This window comes from Micromonospora sp. NBC_00330 (assembly GCF_036136635.1).
GTDB classification, from domain to species: domain Bacteria; phylum Actinomycetota; class Actinomycetes; order Mycobacteriales; family Micromonosporaceae; genus Micromonospora; species Micromonospora salmantinae.
Map to the genome: position 1 here is coordinate 3,707,437 of NZ_CP108012.1, position 16,395 is coordinate 3,723,831.

At 72.1% G+C, this 16,395-nt stretch carries 14 protein-coding genes; 8 read left to right on the forward strand and 6 right to left on the reverse strand.

Annotated elements, in window-relative coordinates; all coding sequences use genetic code 11:
* Nucleotides 1–6: 6 nt before the first annotated feature.
* Nucleotides 7–1,224, forward strand: a complete 1,218-nt coding sequence (gene glgA / locus OG598_RS16620) for a glycogen synthase (protein ID WP_328650018.1) — start codon at nucleotides 7–9, stop codon at nucleotides 1,222–1,224.
* A gap of 12 nt (nucleotides 1,225–1,236) precedes the next feature.
* Here the strand turns inward: glgA and OG598_RS16625 are convergent, their stop codons facing one another.
* Complete coding sequence (locus OG598_RS16625) at nucleotides 1,237–2,169, reverse strand: inositol-3-phosphate synthase (RefSeq protein WP_328650019.1); 933 nt, start codon at nucleotides 2,167–2,169, stop codon at nucleotides 1,237–1,239.
* A gap of 152 nt (nucleotides 2,170–2,321) precedes the next feature.
* Here OG598_RS16625 and OG598_RS16630 point away from each other — a divergent pair, with 152 nt between their 5' ends.
* On the forward strand, nucleotides 2,322–3,572 hold the full coding sequence (locus OG598_RS16630) for an HNH endonuclease signature motif containing protein (protein WP_328650020.1): 1,251 nt from the start codon (nucleotides 2,322–2,324) through the stop codon (nucleotides 3,570–3,572).
* Between the two features lie 40 nt (nucleotides 3,573–3,612).
* Here OG598_RS16630 and OG598_RS16635 read toward each other — a convergent pair whose 3' ends face one another.
* Together OG598_RS16635 and OG598_RS16640 are read right to left on the reverse strand one after the other, a co-directional pair.
* Entirely contained in the window at nucleotides 3,613–4,836 is a 1,224-nt protein-coding gene (locus tag OG598_RS16635; RefSeq protein ID WP_328650021.1) for a helix-turn-helix domain-containing protein, read from the reverse strand.
* Nucleotides 4,837–4,852: 16 nt separating this feature from the next.
* Entirely contained in the window at nucleotides 4,853–5,050 is a 198-nt protein-coding gene (locus OG598_RS16640; RefSeq protein WP_328650022.1) for a hypothetical protein, read from the reverse strand.
* A 263-nt stretch (nucleotides 5,051–5,313) separates the two neighbouring features.
* Between OG598_RS16640 and OG598_RS16645 the strand changes: the two genes are divergently transcribed.
* The 3 genes from OG598_RS16645 (at nucleotide 5,314) to glgB (ending at nucleotide 10,089) form a co-directional block, all read left to right on the forward strand.
* Nucleotides 5,314–5,541, forward strand: coding sequence for a winged helix-turn-helix domain-containing protein (locus tag OG598_RS16645; RefSeq protein WP_328650023.1), 228 nt, complete (start codon nucleotides 5,314–5,316; stop codon nucleotides 5,539–5,541).
* A gap of 193 nt (nucleotides 5,542–5,734) precedes the next feature.
* On the forward strand, nucleotides 5,735–7,999 hold the full coding sequence (locus OG598_RS16650; RefSeq protein WP_442931297.1) for a maltotransferase domain-containing protein: 2,265 nt from the start codon (nucleotides 5,735–5,737) through the stop codon (nucleotides 7,997–7,999).
* Nucleotides 7,987–10,089 (forward strand): 1,4-alpha-glucan branching protein GlgB, encoded by a 2,103-nt coding sequence (gene glgB / locus OG598_RS16655; RefSeq protein WP_328650024.1) that lies wholly within the window; start codon nucleotides 7,987–7,989, stop codon nucleotides 10,087–10,089. The genes OG598_RS16650 and glgB overlap by 13 nt, the downstream gene beginning before the upstream one ends.
* Before the next feature lie 60 nt (nucleotides 10,090–10,149).
* Here the strand turns inward: glgB and OG598_RS16660 are convergent, their stop codons facing one another.
* Nucleotides 10,150–10,809: a DUF6346 domain-containing protein gene (locus OG598_RS16660; protein ID WP_328650025.1), complete on the reverse strand. Its 660-nt coding sequence runs from the start codon at nucleotides 10,807–10,809 to the stop codon at nucleotides 10,150–10,152.
* 99 nt (nucleotides 10,810–10,908) lie between these two features.
* Complete coding sequence (locus OG598_RS16665) at nucleotides 10,909–11,916, reverse strand: alpha/beta fold hydrolase (RefSeq protein WP_328650026.1); 1,008 nt, start codon at nucleotides 11,914–11,916, stop codon at nucleotides 10,909–10,911.
* A gap of 83 nt (nucleotides 11,917–11,999) precedes the next feature.
* Between OG598_RS16665 and OG598_RS16670 the strand changes: the two genes are divergently transcribed.
* The gene (locus tag OG598_RS16670; protein WP_328650027.1) at nucleotides 12,000–12,647 is read left to right on the forward strand and encodes a TetR/AcrR family transcriptional regulator; all 648 of its coding nucleotides are present in this window, start codon (nucleotides 12,000–12,002) and stop codon (nucleotides 12,645–12,647) included.
* 7 nt (nucleotides 12,648–12,654) lie between these two features.
* On the opposite strand, the gene OG598_RS16675 is transcribed toward OG598_RS16670, so the two are convergent.
* Complete coding sequence (locus OG598_RS16675) at nucleotides 12,655–13,695, reverse strand: App1 family protein (protein WP_238686268.1); 1,041 nt, start codon at nucleotides 13,693–13,695, stop codon at nucleotides 12,655–12,657.
* Between the two features lie 174 nt (nucleotides 13,696–13,869).
* On the opposite strand from OG598_RS16675, the gene OG598_RS16680 reads away from it, so the two are divergent.
* Together OG598_RS16680 and yaaA are read left to right on the forward strand one after the other, a co-directional pair.
* Entirely contained in the window at nucleotides 13,870–15,525 is a 1,656-nt protein-coding gene (locus tag OG598_RS16680) for an ArnT family glycosyltransferase (protein ID WP_328650028.1), read from the forward strand.
* 65 nt (nucleotides 15,526–15,590) lie between these two features.
* Complete coding sequence (gene yaaA / locus OG598_RS16685) at nucleotides 15,591–16,388, forward strand: peroxide stress protein YaaA (RefSeq protein WP_328650029.1); 798 nt, start codon at nucleotides 15,591–15,593, stop codon at nucleotides 16,386–16,388.
* The last annotated feature ends 7 nt before the right edge of the window (nucleotides 16,389–16,395 follow it).

Consider the following 16,395-nt stretch of genomic DNA (forward strand, 5'->3'; position numbering starts at 1 on the left):
GCGCACATGACCGACTCCTCCCCGGCCACCGGATCCCTGCGCGTCGATCTGCTCACCCGCGAGTACCCACCGGAGGTCTACGGCGGCGCGGGCGTGCACGTCGAGTACCTGGCTCGGGAGCTGCGCGGTCTCGCCGACGTACGGGTGCACTGCTTCGGCCTGCCGCGCACCGAGCCGGGCGTCACCGCGTACGCCGAACCGCCGGGCCTGACCGGCGCGAACGCCGCGCTGCGCACGATGGGCGTGGACCTGGAGATGGCCGCCGGCGCGGCCGGGACCGACGTGGTGCACAGCCACACCTGGTACGCGAACCTGGCCGGCCACACCGCGAAGCTGCTGCACGGTGTGCCGCACGTGGTGACCGCGCACAGCTTGGAGCCGCTGCGGCCGTGGAAGGCCGAGCAGCTCGGCGGCGGTTACGCGCTCTCCTCCTGGATCGAGCGCACCGCGATGGAGGCCGCCGACGCGGTGATCGCGGTCAGCGGCGGAATGCGCAACGACGTGCTCACCGCGTACCCGCAGATCGACCCCGACCGGGTCCGGGTGGTCTACAACGGCATCGACACCGTCCAGTACGCCCCGGATCAGGGCACCGACGTGCTCGACCGGCTCGGCGTCGACCCGTCCCGCCCCAGCGTGGTCTACGTGGGAAGGATCACCCGGCAGAAGGGGCTGCCGTACCTGCTGCGGGCCGCCCGGGAGTTGCCGGCGGACACCCAGCTCGTCCTGCTCGCCGGCGCGCCGGACACCGCCGAGATCGCCGCCGAGGTGGAGGAGTTGGTCGCCGAGCTGCGGGCCAACCGTTCCGGCGTGGTCTGGGTGGCCGAGATGCTGCCCAAGCCGGAGGTGATCCAGGTGCTCACGCACGCCACCGTCTTCGTCTGCCCGTCGGTCTACGAACCGATGGGCATCGTCAACCTGGAGGCGATGGCCTGCGAGACGGCGGTGGTGGCGACCGCGACCGGTGGCATCCCCGAGGTCGTGGCCGACGACGAGACCGGCCTGCTGGTGCCGATCGAGCAGGCCACCGACGGCTCCGGCACCCCACTGGACCCGGACCGCTTCGTGGCCGACCTGGCGGCCGCGATCAACACGCTGCTCGCCGACCCGGCACGCACCGAGCGGTTCGGCCTGGCCGGCCGGCGGCGCGCGGTGCAGCACTTCTCCTGGGACGCCATCGCCCGACAGACAGTGGAGGTCTACCGCTCCGTCGGCGCGGCCTGAGGCAGACGGACGTCAGACCGCCGTCCCCGGCGGCGACTTGAACAACGAGGTCGCCTCGGCGGCATGACCACCATGCCCGTTCCGTAGCGCGCTCGCCGCGATGCGGATCAGGTCGATGTTGACGCCGGCGGCGCCGCTCGGGTCGTGCACCTTCAGCTTCACGTCGAGGCTCACCGCTGTCCCACCCCAACCCTGCGCCTCAACGTTGAGGTGAGCCACCTTCTGCGACGCGAGATGCGGCAGGTACCCGAGCGGGGCGACCTCGACGCTGTCCGCCTCCGAGAGGGCGTTGAGCTTGGACTGCTTCTTGGTGTTGGGGTTCTCGACCAGGTTGCGAAAGTCTTCGGTGCCGCCCAGATTGACCTGGTAGGAGCTGACCAGCGTGAGGCCCCGCTCCTTCAGGAGCCGCAGCAGCGCGTTGTGCAGCACCGAGGTGCCGAACTGGCTCGCCAGGTCGTCGCCGAGCAACGGCAGACCGGCAGCCTCGAAGCTGTCCAGCAGCCGTGGATCGCGGGCGACCGGGTCGGCGGTGGTGTTGATGAAGGCGACACCCGCCGTGTGGGCTGCCTCGGCGTACGCCCGGGCGGTCTCCGGCCGGCCACTCGGCGCCGAGTAGAGCAGCACCTCCGCCCCTGCCAGCACCGCTGCCACCCGTCGCACCTCGCTCGCGTCGACGAGGCCCCTCGTGACCGGCACACCCGCTCGGGGCAGGTCGCACTCCAGCCGGGGGAAGTTGTTGGGCGCCAGGAAGATCGCCTCGGTCAGGTCCCGACCGATCTTCTCCTGGGAAGTGGCGAAGGCCGCCACCACGTCGATGTCCCCCACCCCGAGCCCGTCGATCGTCGGCCTGCGGATTCCGACCAGGCTGCCACTCTGGCGGTAGAGAGCAAGCCCCTGCACCAGCGCCGACGTGTTGTTACCAACCCCGACAACCGCGACTCTCACCCGTTCGATCATGGCCGGAGGCTACGGCACCTCCGGGTCGGTGAGCTGCCCCAGCGGGACCACCCGGACCGTTGCCGGCCGCGCGACGGTCGCTGTCTGACACCGCCGTCAACGCGAGCGAAGTTGTCGTACACCTGTTCTAGCGTCACACTGTGATCGATGCGTTGGAGCAGGCCGAGGCCGCGGTGGCGGCATGCTTGGACACGCCCGCCTGGGTTACCACCGAGCGCGACCTCGTCGCGGCGCTGGACGCCGCACACCGCATCGAGCAACGGCTGGCCGCGGTCAAGCTGACCCTCGTGCGCGAGCTTGACGGTCGAGGCACCGCGACCGCGCAGGGCGCGTCCTCGACGGCCGTGTGGCTGCGCGACCGGTTACGCCTCGGCGTCGGTGCCGCCCGTCGTCTGGTCGAGCTGGCCGCGACGCTCGACAACGCCCCGCCCGGGGTGCGGGCCGCGCTGACCAGCGGAGCGGTCGACGTGGAACAGGTCCGGGTCATCGCCGCCACGGTCGAGACCGTCCACGCCACCGCCGGCACGGAAGCCGCCGACAAGGCCGTCGGCGTCCTCGTCGACTGGGCGGCGCAGTTCGACGCCGCCCTGTTGCGCAGGCTCGGCACCCGCATCCTCGACCACGTCGCCCCGGAGGTCGCCGACGCCGCCGCCGAGGCCGCGCTACGGGCGCAGGAGTCGCGGGCCGCCCGCGACCGGCACATCACGATCAGCGAGCAGTCCGACGGCCGGCTATGCCTCGCCGGCATCCTCGACACCGAAGCCGCCGCCGCGTTACGCGCCGCCATCGACCCCCTCACCACACCCACCGGTCCCGACGACACCCGCACGCCCGGCCAACGCCGCCACGACGCCCTGGCTGACGTGTGCCGGCTCGCCCTGCGCAGCGGCGAGCTACCCGAGAACGGCGGCGACCTCGCCCAGGTCGTCGTCACCACCGACTACGACGGGTTGACCCGACAGTTGGGCACCGGCGCTCTCGACATCGGCCCGCACCTCACCCCCGAGGCAGTGCGCCGCCTGGCCTGCGACGCGAGCATCCTGCCCGCCGTGCTCGGCGGCACCGGTCAACCACTCGACGTCGGCCGGCAACGCCGCCTCATCAGCGGCCCACTACGACGCGCCCTGGTGCTGCGTGACCGAGGCTGCGCGTTTCCCGGCTGCGACCGCCCACCGCGCTGGTGCGACGCCCACCACATCCGGCACTGGGCCGACGGCGGCGACACCAGCCTGACCAACGCCGTGCTGCTCTGCGGCCACCACCACCGACACCTGCACCACGGCGACTGGGTCGTCCAGCTCGGCGGCGACGGGCATCCCGAGTTCATCCCACCGGCCTGGCTCGACCCCGAACAGGTCCCCCGTCGCAACCAGTACCACCCACGCAGATAGCCAGCGACGCGGTTGGCCGCAGCCCGATCGCGGGCGTGCGTCAGGTGACGCGGAGGGTGGCGGCGAGCTGGGCCAGGCCGGCCGGTGCGTCGGCGGACCGCCACACGACAGCGACCAGCTTGCGTACCGCCGGCCGGTCGTGCACCTCACTGCGGGCGGTGCGCTCCGCGTCGAGGACCGCGCGGACCGCCCGGTGCATGTCGCCCGCCAGGGCGTACGCGCGGGCCACATCGAGCAGGTACGCGGCCCGGTGCTCGGGCGGCAGGCACCGCCACTCGTCGCCGGTCACCAGCCGCTCGTGCCGGGCCGTCGCCGTGTCGACGTCGCCGAGGGCCGCGTCGGCCACCACCCGGGCCGCCTCGACCGCGGCCCGGCCGAAACCCCCGATGCCGAAGACCGCACCGCCAGAGCCCGAGCCCTCGGAGCCAGCACCACCCCCGGGGCCGTCCGGGCCGATGTCTCGGGCGATCGTCGCGGCCTGGTCGAGTGACTGGCGGGCGAGGCGTTCGTCTCCCCCGCCTGCGGCGGCGAGGCCGGCCTGAAGGAGCAGCGTCACGCGCAGTCCCAGGCTGGCTGGGGGCACACCGCCGACCCAGTGCGCGCCGATGCGGTCCGCGGCGACGAGCGCGGCGTCCAGGGCGGAGCGCCTTCGACCACGGGACCGCAGGGCCTGACTCAGTGACACGGTGGCGAGGCCGGCCAGTTGCGGGTCATGGGCCGCCAGGGCAACTGTCATTCCACGGTCGGCGGCCAGCCAGGCCAACTCCCCCTGGTCGACCTTGACCAGCACCAGCGCGATGAGCGCGTACACCGACACCAGCAGCGCATCCGTCCCACCGGGGCGAGCGGCGTGCGCTTCGCGGACCGCGTCGAGCAGACCGGGCAGCAGTGCCAGCAACGCCGGGTAACGGGCGTGCCGATAGCTCTGCTCGGCATGCCCCAGCCGGGCACCCAACTCCTCGGTCAGCGACGGTCGGTCCGTGCCCGGCAGGTGGTAGCGGGCCAGCGCCGTCCGGATCCCGTCCACCCCGGCGGCGACCGGAGTCGCCCGCACGGGCCGGGCCGCCAGCAGGACCTCCACGTCGATGCGCAACGTCTCGGCGACCTCCCGGAGGTTTGACACCCGCTCCAACCGGCGTACCCCACGCTCGACCTTGTCCACCCAGCTCTTGGACTTGCCAAGCCGGTCAGCGAACTGCTGCTGCGTCATGTTCCGCCGGACCCGCCACTGGGCCACCCGCCGACCCACCGGCAGCTCGTTCACCGCCGGCCCGTCGCGCTCACCGCAGCACCCCAACCACGAACAGCACGAGTACGACCACAGCGATCGCGATGCCGTAGGAGTACTGCCACCGGGTCAGCGGCGCCCGTGCCGGCCGGGCCGGACCGGGCACCCGATCCCCGTCCGGCTGCGGAGGCCGCGCCCCCGCAATCGGGTACGCGGGCGGCAGCGGCCCATCCGGCAAACGCTCGTCCAACTGAGCCTCCTCGCGGCGCGACGAATTAGTGGGTGATGGAGGTACCGGGTGCTGGAAATGGGGAGTGGTTGGTGATGGGGGATGCAGGTCAGAGGCGGTATGGCATGGGAAGCCACCCCGCCTCCGATGAGGCACTCCGCTGCTGACGAGAGGACCTCCTACGCCATCCAACTTAGGACCCTAAGTAGCCAGAGTCAACACAGGGTCCAGACTGTGTCGCGCGTGGTGAGACTCTGTACAGGCTGACGAGAGGCGGTCCCACCATGCCCCGCAAGCCTGTCTACGAGCAGGTCGTCGATGACGTCACGACGTCGATCCGAAGCGGCACCCTCAAGCCCGGCGACAAGTTGCCGACCATCGCTGAACTCGCCCGCCAGTACAACTCGTCGGACAACCCGATCAAGCGGGCTCTGTGGATCTTGGATGAGCGGGGCTGGATCGAGGTACACCAGGGCAAGGGCTCGTTCGTGGCACCGAACCCACCCGCCTGAATCCACTCACGCCTCTCGCATGGCGAAGATCCGCACAACTTCGGGGAAACTGCTGCGTCGACGACGCCTTGAGGCAGCAGCTTCCCCGAAAGTGCGCGGATCTTGCCGGGGCGGCCCTGGGCGCGGCACCGGTGTGGGGCGGACCGGCGGGCTTGACCGCGCGCGAACGGATCTCGCGCAGTAGGTTGGCGGGGTGACTGGACGGTTCCCGATCGAAGACGTCTCCCCCGTCGTCTCGTGCGGGCGATACCCGGCCAAGGCGGTGGTCGACGAGCCGGTTCCGGTGTCGGCGCGCGCCTACCGGGAGGGGCACGACGCGCTGGGCTGCAACGTGGTGTGGGCTGGTCCGGACGGCACGAGCCGGCCGTTCACCCGGATGCGCCCCGGCGAGCCCGGCCAGGACCGCTGGCACGCCACCATCGCACCGGACGCCGTCGGCTCGTGGACCTTCTCCGTCGAGGCGTTCCAGGACCCGTACCTGACCTGGCAGAACGCGGTGACCAAGAAAATCGCCGCCGGGCAGGGGCCGGAGGACCTGGCCAACGACCTGGCCGAGGGCGCGCGGGTGCTCGCCGCCGCTCGGGGCCTCGTGCCGACCGCCGACCGGCCTCGGGTCGCCGACGCGCTCACCGCGCTGGTCGACACCGACCTGCCGCTGGCGCAGCGGGTCGACCCGGCGCTGGCGCTGGCCGACCTGCTCTGGGAGCACCCGGTGCGGGAGCTGGTCACCACCGGTGACACGTACTCGATCTGGGTCGACCGCAAGCGGGCGCTCTACTCGGCCTGGTACGAGTTCTTCCCCCGCTCCGAAGGAGCGGCGGGCGGCCGGTCCGGCACCTTCGCGACCGCCACCGAGCGGCTGCCAGGGGTGGCCGCGATGGGCTTCGACGTGCTCTACCTGCCGCCGATCCACCCGATCGGCCGGGTCAACCGCAAGGGTCCGAACAACGCGCTCACCGCCGGGCCGACCGACGTGGGCTCGCCGTGGGCGATCGGCGCCGCCGAGGGCGGCCACGACACGATCCACCCCGATCTGGGTACGCCGGCGGACTTCCGGGCCTTCATCCAGGCGGCGGCGGCACAGGGCCTGGAAGTGGCGATGGACCTGGCGTTGCAGTGCGCGCCGGACCACCCGTGGGTCACCGAGCACCCGGAGTGGTTCACCACCCGGGCCGACGGCAGCATCGCGTACGCGGAGAACCCGCCGAAGAAGTACCAGGACATCTACCCGGTCAACTTCGACAACGACCCGGAGGGCATCCGGGCCGAGGTGCTGCGGGTGGTGCTGCACTGGGTCGGCGAGGGCATCCGGATCTTCCGGGTGGACAACCCGCACACCAAGCCGTTCGACTTCTGGCACTGGCTGATCGCCGAGGTGAAGGCGGTCGACCCGGACGTGCTGTTCCTGGCCGAGGCGTTCACCCGGCCGGCCATCATGCACGGCCTCGGCAAGATCGGCTTCACGCAGTCGTACACCTACTTCACCTGGCGCACGACGGCGGCCGAGATGCGGGCGTACTGCGAGGAGCTGATCGAGGCGGCCGACTACATGCGGCCGAACTTCTGGCCGAACACCCCGGACATCCTGCACGAGTCGTTGCAGCACGGCGGCCCGCCGATGTTCAAGATCCGGGCGGTGCTGGCCGCGCTGCTCTCCCCCTCCTGGGGCCTGTACGCGGGCTACGAGCTGTTCGAGCACGTGGCCCGACCGGGCGCCGAGGAGTACCTGGACAACGAGAAGTACCAGCTGCGACCCCGGGACTGGGCCGGCGCCGAGGCGCAGGGCCGCTCGCTGGCGCCGTTCCTGGCCACCCTCAACCGGGTACGCCACCACAACCCGGCCCTGCACCAGCTCCGCAACCTGCGCTTCCACGAGATCGACAACCCGGCGCTGCTCTGCTGGTCCAAGCACGACCCGGAGACCGGCAACACGGTCATCGTGATCTGCTCGTTCGACCCGCGCGCCGTGCAGTGGGGCAACACCACCCTCGACATGCCGGCGCTCGGCTTCGACTGGCACGAACGGTTCACTGTTTACGACGAGCTGACCGGCACCAGTTACGACTGGGGTCAGCGCAACGCGGTACGGCTCGACCCGTACCTGCAACCCGCGCACGTGTTGACGGTGCGTCGCCCGACCCCGCCGACCCCGCCGGAGCCGGCGGGCGCCGAGCCGGCCGACCTCACCGTCGCCGAGGTGCCGGACGACCTCTCCGGCGGCACCGCGCCGACGACCCCGGCCGCCACGACCCCGACCACGACGGCACCGGCCACGACGGCACCCGCCACGACGGCACCCGCCACGACGGCACCTGCCACGACCAAGGCCACGACGACCCCGGCGACGACGACCCCGGCCACTGTGGCGTCCCGGCTGGCCGCCCGTTCGGCTGCCGCCCGCTCGTCCCGATCCGCGCCGACCGCTCCCGCCCCGAAGGACGACCGATGGACCAGCTGATCTCCGGCGCGACGCACGACCCGCACGCGCTGCTCGGCGCGCACCCCGCCGACGGCTCGACGACGATCCGCACGATGCGCCGGGGCGCCGGCGACGTCGCGCTGCTCGTCGGCGACGAGCGGCACCCGATGAAGCGGGTGCACGACGTGGGCGTCTTCGAGGCGCAGGTCGACGGCACAGTGCTCGACTACCGGGTGGAGGTCGACGGCACCACCCACGACGACCCGTACCGCTACCCGCCGACCCTCGGCGAACTGGACCTGCACCTGATCCGCGAGGGCCGGCACGAGCGACTGTGGGAGGCGCTCGGCGCCCGGGTCTTCGACGAGGGTGTGGCGTTCAGCGTCTGGGCGCCCAACGCCCGTGGGGTGCGGGTGATCGGCGACTTCACCGGCTGGGGCCCCGACGACGGCTGGCCGATGCGGTCGCTCGGCTCCAGCGGGGTGTGGGAGCTGTTCGTCCCCAACGCTCGGGCCGGGGCCCGCTACAAGTACCGGGTGCTGGGCGCCGACGGGCAGTGGCGGGACAAGGCCGACCCCCTCGCCGCGTACGCCGAGGTGCCACCGGCCACCGCCTCGGTGGTGCACCACTCCACGTACCGGTGGGACGACGCGGACTGGCTGGCCCGGCGGGCCGAACGGCAGCCGCACCAGGAACCGATGAGCGTCTACGAGGTGCACCTCGGCTCGTGGCGGCCCGGCCTGGGCTACCGCGAGCTGGCCGAACAACTCACCGCGTACGTCACCGAGCTGGGCTTCACGCACGTGGAGTTCCTGCCGGTGATGGAGCACCCGTTCGGCGGCTCCTGGGGCTACCAGGTGACCGGCTACTACGCGCCGACCTCCCGGTTCGGCGACCCGGACGAGTTCCGCCACCTCGTCGACCGGCTGCACGCCGCCGGCATCGGCGTACTCCTGGACTGGGTGCCCGCGCACTTCCCGAAGGACGAGTGGGCCCTCGCGCGCTTCGACGGCACCCCGCTCTACGAGCACCCCGACCCGCGGCGCGGCGAGCACCCCGACTGGGGCACGTACGTCTTCGACTTCGGCCGCAACGAGGTGCGCAACTTCCTGGTCGCCAACGCGCTCTACTGGTGCGACCAGTTCCACGTCGACGGGCTGCGGGTCGACGCGGTCGCCTCGATGCTCTACCTCGACTACTCCCGCAACCAGGGCGAGTGGGCCCCGAACAAGTACGGCGGCCGGGAGAACCTGGAGGCCATCGCGCTCATGCAGGAGGTGAACGCGACCGTCTACAAGCACCACGCCGGCGTCGTCATGATCGCCGAGGAGTCGACCGCCTGGCCGGGGGTCACCCGCCCCACCGCCGACGGCGGGCTGGGCTTCGGGTTCAAGTGGAACATGGGCTGGATGCACGACACCCTGCTCTACACCTCCAAGGACCCGATCTACCGCCAGCACCACCACCACCAGCTCACCTTCTCCCTGGCGTACGCCTGGAGCGAGAACTACGTGCTGCCGATCAGCCACGACGAGGTGGTGCACGGCAAGGGCTCACTGGCCGGCAAGATGCCCGGTGACACCTGGCAGCGGTTGGCGAACGTGCGGGCGCTGCTGGCGTACATGTGGGCGCACCCGGGCAAGCAGTTGCTCTTCATGGGCTCCGAGCTGGCCGACGACCGGGAGTGGAGCGAGGAGCGCGGCCTCGACTGGTACCTGCTGCACGACCCGGCCCGTGCTGGCGTGCAACGACTCGTCGGTGACCTCAACCGTGTCTACCGGGAAACTCCGGCGCTCTGGGCACAGGACACCGAGCCGGCCGGGTTCCGCTGGATCGCCGGTGACGACGTCGCCAACAACACCGTGTCGTTCGTCCGGATCGCCCCGGACGGCTCGACGCTGGTGTGCGTGGCGAACTTCTCCGCCCAGCCGCTACACGACTACCGGATCGGCCTACCGGCCGGCGGGACGTGGACCGAGGTGCTCAACACCGACGCCCACCACTACGGCGGGTCCGGGGTGGGCAACATGGGTGCGGTGCACGCCGAGGACGTGCCGTGGCACGGGATGGTCGCCTCGGCGGCCCTCCAGGTGCCGCCGCTGGGCGCGGTCTGGCTCCGCCAGGGCTGACCCGCTGACGCTCTTCCCATGATCACTTGATGCTGAGTAGTTCTGTGGATCTTCTGGCAACTACTCACCATCAAGTGATCGAAAGGCGTCCGCTCGTCGAGCCTCGAAGCGACGGTGCTTGCCACGGCGGTTGACCCAGGCGTAGTACCTGGGGACGCCGACTGCCGTCCGCAGCAGATAAACCCCGATGAGCATGAGCAGCACGAGAACCAGGCCGGTCCGCAGGATGCCCAGCACCGCCAGGGCGAAAGCCCAGATTCGCCACGCCGGGCGACCGTACCGGCAGTCGGTGTTGCCCTTGCCGTGGCAGACCTCGCGGAACTCGACCCGCCCGGCCCGGTCGGCGGGGGTGACGATCGAGTGCCGGACCACGGTCCGCACCTCGCGGCCGTCGCGGGTCTGGACCGTCACCGCGCAGTGCCACCAGTAGCCGAACCCGTCGCCGCTCACCGGACCGACCCGGCGGCACTCGTGGACCTTGGCCTCCGCCGGATGTTGGGCCGGGGTGGACTTGAACACGCCCACGCCCGGGTAGAAGCTCTGCACGGTGTCCAGCACCAGCGTCGAGACGACGAGGCCCGCCGCGAGGGCAACCACCGCCGCGAACTGCGTCAGACGCCCCCAGAACGGGCCACGCCGCTCGTACGCGGCGACCTGCTCGCCCTGCAGGCGCGCGGTCTGGTCCATGTCGCCGTCGTTCAGCCCGCCCGTGCGTGCCACGCCATCCACCGTCACTTCCCACCTCCCGCCCAGGCGGGTCGGATGGGACCGTAGCCCAGCGCGACAACCTCGGCGGCAGGCAGGATTGCGGCCGGGGCATCATGGCTGCTCCGCCCGGAGGAACGCGGAGATGTCGGCGGCTATCTCGTTCGGGTATTCGCCGTTGAGGGCGTGCGAAGCGTCCGGGTAGGTCTTCACGGTGCCGTGGGTCAGGGACCGCTCCGCCAGCTTCGCGGCCTCGCCAGCGTCGTGCAGCCGGGACTTTCCCGCCATCAGGACGAGCACCGGCACGTCGACCGCCGCGAGCTGGTCCTCGGACGGCCGGGTCGGGGCGGACAGCTTCATCACGTACGCCTGCATGCCGGCCTCGATCATCCGGGCGACGGGTACGTCCTGCACCGGGGCGCCGTTCGCCGTCCAACTGGTGAAGCTGTCCCGCCAGGATCGGGGCGCCCAGCGAACGCTCACCGGGATGGACCGCAGCACCACCTCCGCCGACAGACCAGCGAAGACCAGGACCGGATCGAGCAGCACGACGCTGCCCACCTTCTGCGGCCGGTGCACCGCGAGGTTCATCGCCGTCCAACCGCCGAACGACACGCCGACCAGGTGGATGGTCGGCTCGGGCAGCGCGAGCAGGACCTCGTGCAACCACTGCGCGTGCGCGGTGGTGCCCGTGATGGGGCGCTGCTGAATGCTCATGCCCGGCTCACCGAGCAGGTCGACGGTGTAGACGCCGCGCGACCGCAGCAACGACGGCAGGTTGTCCGCCCAGACCGGTGACGCCGACGCCCGGCCGGGCAGGAGCAGCAGGGGCGCGGCTGCCGGCTCGGCGCCGCCGCTGAAGTGGTAGAGCCGTACGACGCCGTACCCGGTTCGGACGTCGAGCGTGCGGTCGGGGGCCGGCAACTGCGCCATCGCCTCGCGGTAGGCACCGACGAAACGGTCGTGGGACCGCGTCGACGTGAAGTAGCCGACGGGTGCGGGGTCGCGCAGCGCGTACGCGATCGCCACCGTGATCACCGCGAGCACCGCGGCGGCCCGGAGAAGGCCGCGCCGATGCGCTCGCAGAGAGTTGCCAACCTTTCGCGCGAGCTTCATCACCATGAGGTCAGATTACTAACCGCGTGGTAGAAAATACAACCGTCAGGTCAGAGGGTGGTGGGCGAAGGGGCCGGTACGGTAAGCGGGTGCACCCGAACGACACCGCGTCAGCGCAGGTCCGCGCCACCAAGCCACTCACGATCACCGAGCAGGCGCGACGGGCTCAACTCATCGGCGTGACAATCGATCTGGTTGCCCGGCACGGCTACCGGGGCACCTCACTCGCCCGGATCGCGGAGGGGGCCGGCATTTCCAAGGCCGCCGTCCTCTACCACTTCCCGTCCAAGGACGCGGTCGTGCGGACCGCCTACGCGTCGGTCCTGGAGTCCCTCACCGAGTACGTCGGCGCCGAAGTCGGGGCACGATCCGGCGCGTCCGCGGTGGAGGCCTACGTCCGGTCCCTGGTGGCGTACCTGCGGGACCACCCGGACCACACCCGGATGATCGTCGAGGCGTTGAGCGAGGAGACGGGCATCGGTGACACGCCGAACGCGCGCAGTCGGCGGGAGGCGGTCGCCGGTCTGATCGACGCGGCGCGGACGGCCGGCGACTACCGGCCCGACATCGACCCGCAGGCCACCGCAGTCATCGTGAACGGGGCCATCGACGCGATCGTGTCGGAGCGCCTTGCCGACCCCGACTTCGACAGCCGCCACGCAGCCGAGGAACTGGTCACCATGCTTCGCCGGTCGCTCGGCACCACACCGCAGGACGCCGGGAACCCGTCGTCCTGACCGGCCGTCACACCAGGCCGGCGTCGCGCAGCAACTGCCACAGGCCGGCGCCGTCCGGGGCGGACAGCCACTTCTGCCCCACCGGCCCCGACGACGGGCGGCCGGCCGGGGCGGGCAGGGTGCCGGCCAGCACCGACTGGGTCGGGGAGAGCCGGCGGATCGCCACCCCGGCGACGTTCTCCGGGTGGGCGGCGGCGAACTCCCGGTAGATCTCCTGGTCGTGCTGGCCGTCGTCGCCGACGAGCAGCCAGCGCACGTCGGGGAACTCCCGGGACAGCCGCGCGAGGGTGACCCGCTTGTGTTCCATGCCGCTGCGGAACCAGCGGTCGGCGGTCGGGCCCCAGTCGGTGAGCAGCAGCGGCCCGGCCGGGTAGAGGTGCCGGGACAGGAAGCGGGTCAGCGTGGGCGCCACGTTCCAGGCCCCGGTGGAGAGGTAGAAGACCGGTGCGCCGGGGTGCGCGGTGACCAGCCGCTCGTAGAGCACCGCCATGCCGGGCACCGCGTTGCGGGCGTGCTCGTCGAGCACGAAGGTGTTCCACGCGGCGAGCAGCGGCCGGGGCAGCGCGGTCACCATCACCGTGTCGTCGATGTCGGAGATGATGCCGAACTTGACCTCCGGGTCGAGGATGCGCACCGGGGCGTCGACCGGCTCGGCGTCCGGGACACTGAGCCGGACCGTACCCCAACCGGGCGGCAGGTCCGCCTCGACCAGCGTGTCGACGAAGCCGCTGCGGTCGGCCCGCGTCTCGTGCCGCACACCGCCGGCCTCGATGGTCACCGTCACGTGCTTGTTCGGCAGCGTCGTGAAGCTGCGCCAACCGCGGACCTTGTCCAGCCGACCCCGCTGGCGGGTGTCCGGACGGCCCAGCAGCACCCGACACATCACGCGGACCCAACCCGGCGCGCCGTAGCCGGTGTACGCGACGATGTTGACCCGCCAGCCGGTGCGCCGCAGCCGGCGCTCGACGAGCTGGTGAACGGCGTCCTCGATCCGCGCAGCCCGGTGCAGGTTCGGAACGGCCAGTTGGCCGGCGGGAGTGGGTGGCACGCGCCAACCCTGCCACACGTCGACAGCCACGGCCACGCGAGCCGAGCCCGGCCGCGCCGCTGCGGCCCGGCCACCGTGGAGTCGACCCACCCCCACCCCGACTGCGCCGATCCACCTCGGCGACCCGACCGACCGTGAAACACTCCGGTCGGGACGACGACGGGGGCGTTGGTCGTGTCGCATCCAGAGCACCACCGTGGGCGATGGCGCCCGCGACTCGATCGGCCGGCGCTCGTCGCGCTGCTGTTCGGGCTCGCCGGTGTCGTCTACCGGCTGGTCCTGACGCTGTTCACGGTGCCGGTGTCGAACAGCGACGAGGCGACCTTCGGGCTCGCCGCGCTGCACATCGCGCGGGGCCGGGAGCACCCGGTCTTCCTCTACGGCCAGCACTACATGGGGATGTTGGAGTCGTACCTGGCCGCTCCGCTGGTGGCGGTGTTCGGGCCGAGCTGGCCGGTGCTGCGCCTGCCGATGCTCGCGCTGTACGCGATCTTCCTCTACCTGATCCACCGGTTGACCCGCCGGCTCGGCACCCCGTGGTTCGCCGCCTTCGTGGTGGGTCTGCTCGCGCTCGGGCCGGAGCGGGTGGTGCGCGACCAGCTCACCGTCGTCGGTGGGCGGCCGGAGGTGAAACCGGCGGTGCTGCTGATGCTGCTGATCACAGTGGGGTTGGCGGCCGGCACCGTCCACCGCCGACGGCTCGCGATCGGCCTGTTCGGGCTGCTCGTCGGACTGGCCGTCTGGTCGGACTGGCTGATCCTGCCGTACCTCGCGGTGGCCGCGTTGGCACTGGTCTGGGCGGTACGGCGGGAGCTGCTCGGTTGGTCCGGTCTGCTGCTGGTGACGGGGGTGGTCGTCGGCGTGGCCCCGATGATCGTTGACAACCTGCGGGCCGGGCCCGGTGACGACTCGCTGTCGGTGTTCCGGGAGGTCAGCACCAAGGCCGGGCCGCAGCCGCCGTGGTCCGACCGGGTCCGGGGCGGCCTGCTGGAGGGGGTGCCGCTGGCGCACGGGCTCTGCCCGGTGGACGGCTGCGGACGTTGGCAACAGTGGTTCGGCGTGCTGTACCCGGTGCTGCTGCTGGCCGGCGCGGCACTCGCTGTGCTCGCGTACCGTCGCGCCGCCGGCACGGCGCGTGGGGAGCGGGGCGGACGCGCGGCCGGGGCGCTGCGCGGGGAGCGGGTCGGGCCGGTCGTTCAGCTCGCGCTGATCGCCGGCGCGGCGTTGACACTGCTGTCGTACGTGCGCAGTCCGCTCGCCGCGACCAGCCCGCTGGACAACGCCCGCTACCTGTCGGTGCTGCAACTGTCGCTGCCGGCGGTGCTCTGGCCGCTCTGGGTGGCGGCGCTCACCGCCTGGCGGGGCACCAGCAGCGTGCTGGGGCGGCTCACCGGCGCGCTGTCCGCCGCCGTGCTGGCCGCGCTGACAGTGACCACCCTGGTGATCACCGTGCTGTTCGCGGCCACCGGCACCGCGGCGTCGCGGACCGAGGAGCGCCAGGCCCGGGAGCTGGCCGCCGCCCTGCGCGCCGACGGACCCCACGAGGTGTACGGGGACTACTGGACCTGCAACCGGTTGATCTTCAACACGGACGAGTCGGTGGTCTGCGGGGTGCTCGACGGCGACCTGTCGCCGGGGCAGAACCGCTACCGGCCGTACTGGCGGCAGGTGGGACGGGCCGAACGGCCGGGCTACGTGGTGGAGATCGACTCGCCGATGGACCGGCGGTTGCGACGGCTGCTCGCCGACCGGTCCGACGCCGCGCCGGTGCGGGAGGTCGGCGGCTATCGCGTGTACCACCCCGACACCCCGGTGCGGCCCTGGCGGTAGGGGCTGGTCGTACGCTGGCCGGGCCGGCGCGTGGGGCGCCGCCGTTTCGCCCGTCGAGGAGACCCATGCTCATCCTGTTGCCGCCCTCGGAGGGAAAGGCCGACGCCGGCACCGGACGGCGCTGGGCCCCGGACCGGCTCTCGCTGCCCGAGCTGAACCCGGCCCGCCAGCGGGTGCTGGACGCCCTTGTGGCGCTCAGCGCCGGCCCGGACGAAGACGCCGCGCGAGCGGCGCTCGGCCTCAGCGAGGGCCAGCGGGGCGAGCTGCGGCGCAACGCCCGCCTGCGGGAGGCCGCCACCGCACCGGCCGAGCGGCTCTACACCGGGGTGCTCTACGAGGCGTTGGACCTGGCCTCGTTGCCGGCCACTGCTCAACGGGCGGCCCGCCGGTCGATCCTGATCAGCTCCGGGTTGTGGGGCGCGGTCCGGTTGGCCGACCGGATCCCGCCGTACCGCTGCCCGATCGGCGCCCGCCTGCCCGACGTCGGGGCGCTGTCGACGTACTGGCGCAAGGAGCTGACGCCGGCGGTGGACGGCGCCGCCGGGCGCGGCCCGGTGCTGGACCTGCGTTCCGGCGCGTACGCCGCCACCTGGACGCCGCGCGGTGAGCTGGCCGAGCGGACGGTCACCGTGCGGGTTCTGCACGAGCGGGAGGTCGACGGCGTGCCGGTCCGCTCGGTGGTCAGCCACTTCAACAAGGCGACCAAGGGGCGTCTGGTCCGGGACCTGCTCGTCGCCGGCGCCCGGCCGCGCACCGCCGCGGAGCTGGTGGGCACCCTGCGGGAGTTGAAGCACACGGTGCTGGAGCAGGCCACCGCAGCGGGCCGGGTACGCCAGGTGGACCTGGTGGTCACCGACCTGTAGCGGCGCC

Coding starts and splice junctions, on each gene's coding strand:
- yaaA (WP_328650029.1), top strand. CDS start 15,591: ATGCTCATCCTGTTGCCGCCCTCGGAGGGAAAGGCCGACGCCGGCACC.
- OG598_RS16645 (WP_328650023.1), top strand. CDS start 5,314: ATGCCCCGCAAGCCTGTCTACGAGCAGGTCGTCGATGACGTCACGACG.
- glgA (WP_328650018.1), top strand. CDS start 7: ATGACCGACTCCTCCCCGGCCACCGGATCCCTGCGCGTCGATCTGCTC.
- glgB (WP_328650024.1), top strand. CDS start 7,987: ATGGACCAGCTGATCTCCGGCGCGACGCACGACCCGCACGCGCTGCTC.
- OG598_RS16665 (WP_328650026.1), bottom strand. CDS start 11,916: ATGGTGATGAAGCTCGCGCGAAAGGTTGGCAACTCTCTGCGAGCGCAT.